Here is a 520-nt window from a genome sequence, read left to right as displayed (position 1 = left end):
CAACGGCTTCACCGTGAAACGGCAGTTCGGCATCGGCAGCCGAGAAACCTACATTCCCGCGGTGCAGGACCACTCCATCGACCTGATACCGGAGTACACCGGAAACCTGCTGCAGTACTTCGACGCGAAGGCGACCGCGACCACCTCGGATGCGGTGCTGATCGCGCTGCTCAAGGCGCTGCCCGGCGATCTGTCGATCCTGTATCCCTCGCCCGCCGAGGACAAGGACACCCTGGCGGTGTCCGAGGAGACGGCGCAGCGCTGGAACCTGAAGTCCATCGCCGATCTCGCCACCCGCTCGGCGGAGGTGAAAGTCGGTGGGCCCTCGGAGTTTCAGACCCGTCAGACCGGTCTGGTCGGCTTGAAGGAGAAGTACGGGCTGGACATCTCGCCGGCGAACTTCATCGCGATCAGCGACGGTGGCGGCCCCGCGACCGTGCAGGCGCTGACCGGCGGAACCGTCACCGCCGCCAATATCTTCAGCACCTCGCCGGCCATCGAGAAGAGCAACCTGGTGGTC

General features: G+C 65.2%; 1 protein-coding gene. It reads left to right on the top strand.

The genetic code is table 11. The annotated features are described in order from the left end of the window. The coding region (locus H7I41_RS04345) for an ABC transporter substrate-binding protein (protein ID WP_264011341.1) at positions 1-520 on the top strand (520 nt) is incomplete at both ends.

It is taken from the genome of [Mycobacterium] manitobense, assembly GCF_025821665.1.
In the GTDB taxonomy this organism is placed as follows: domain Bacteria; phylum Actinomycetota; class Actinomycetes; order Mycobacteriales; family Mycobacteriaceae; genus Mycobacterium; species Mycobacterium arseniciresistens.
This window is presented reverse-complemented; position numbering and strand designations above follow the sequence as displayed.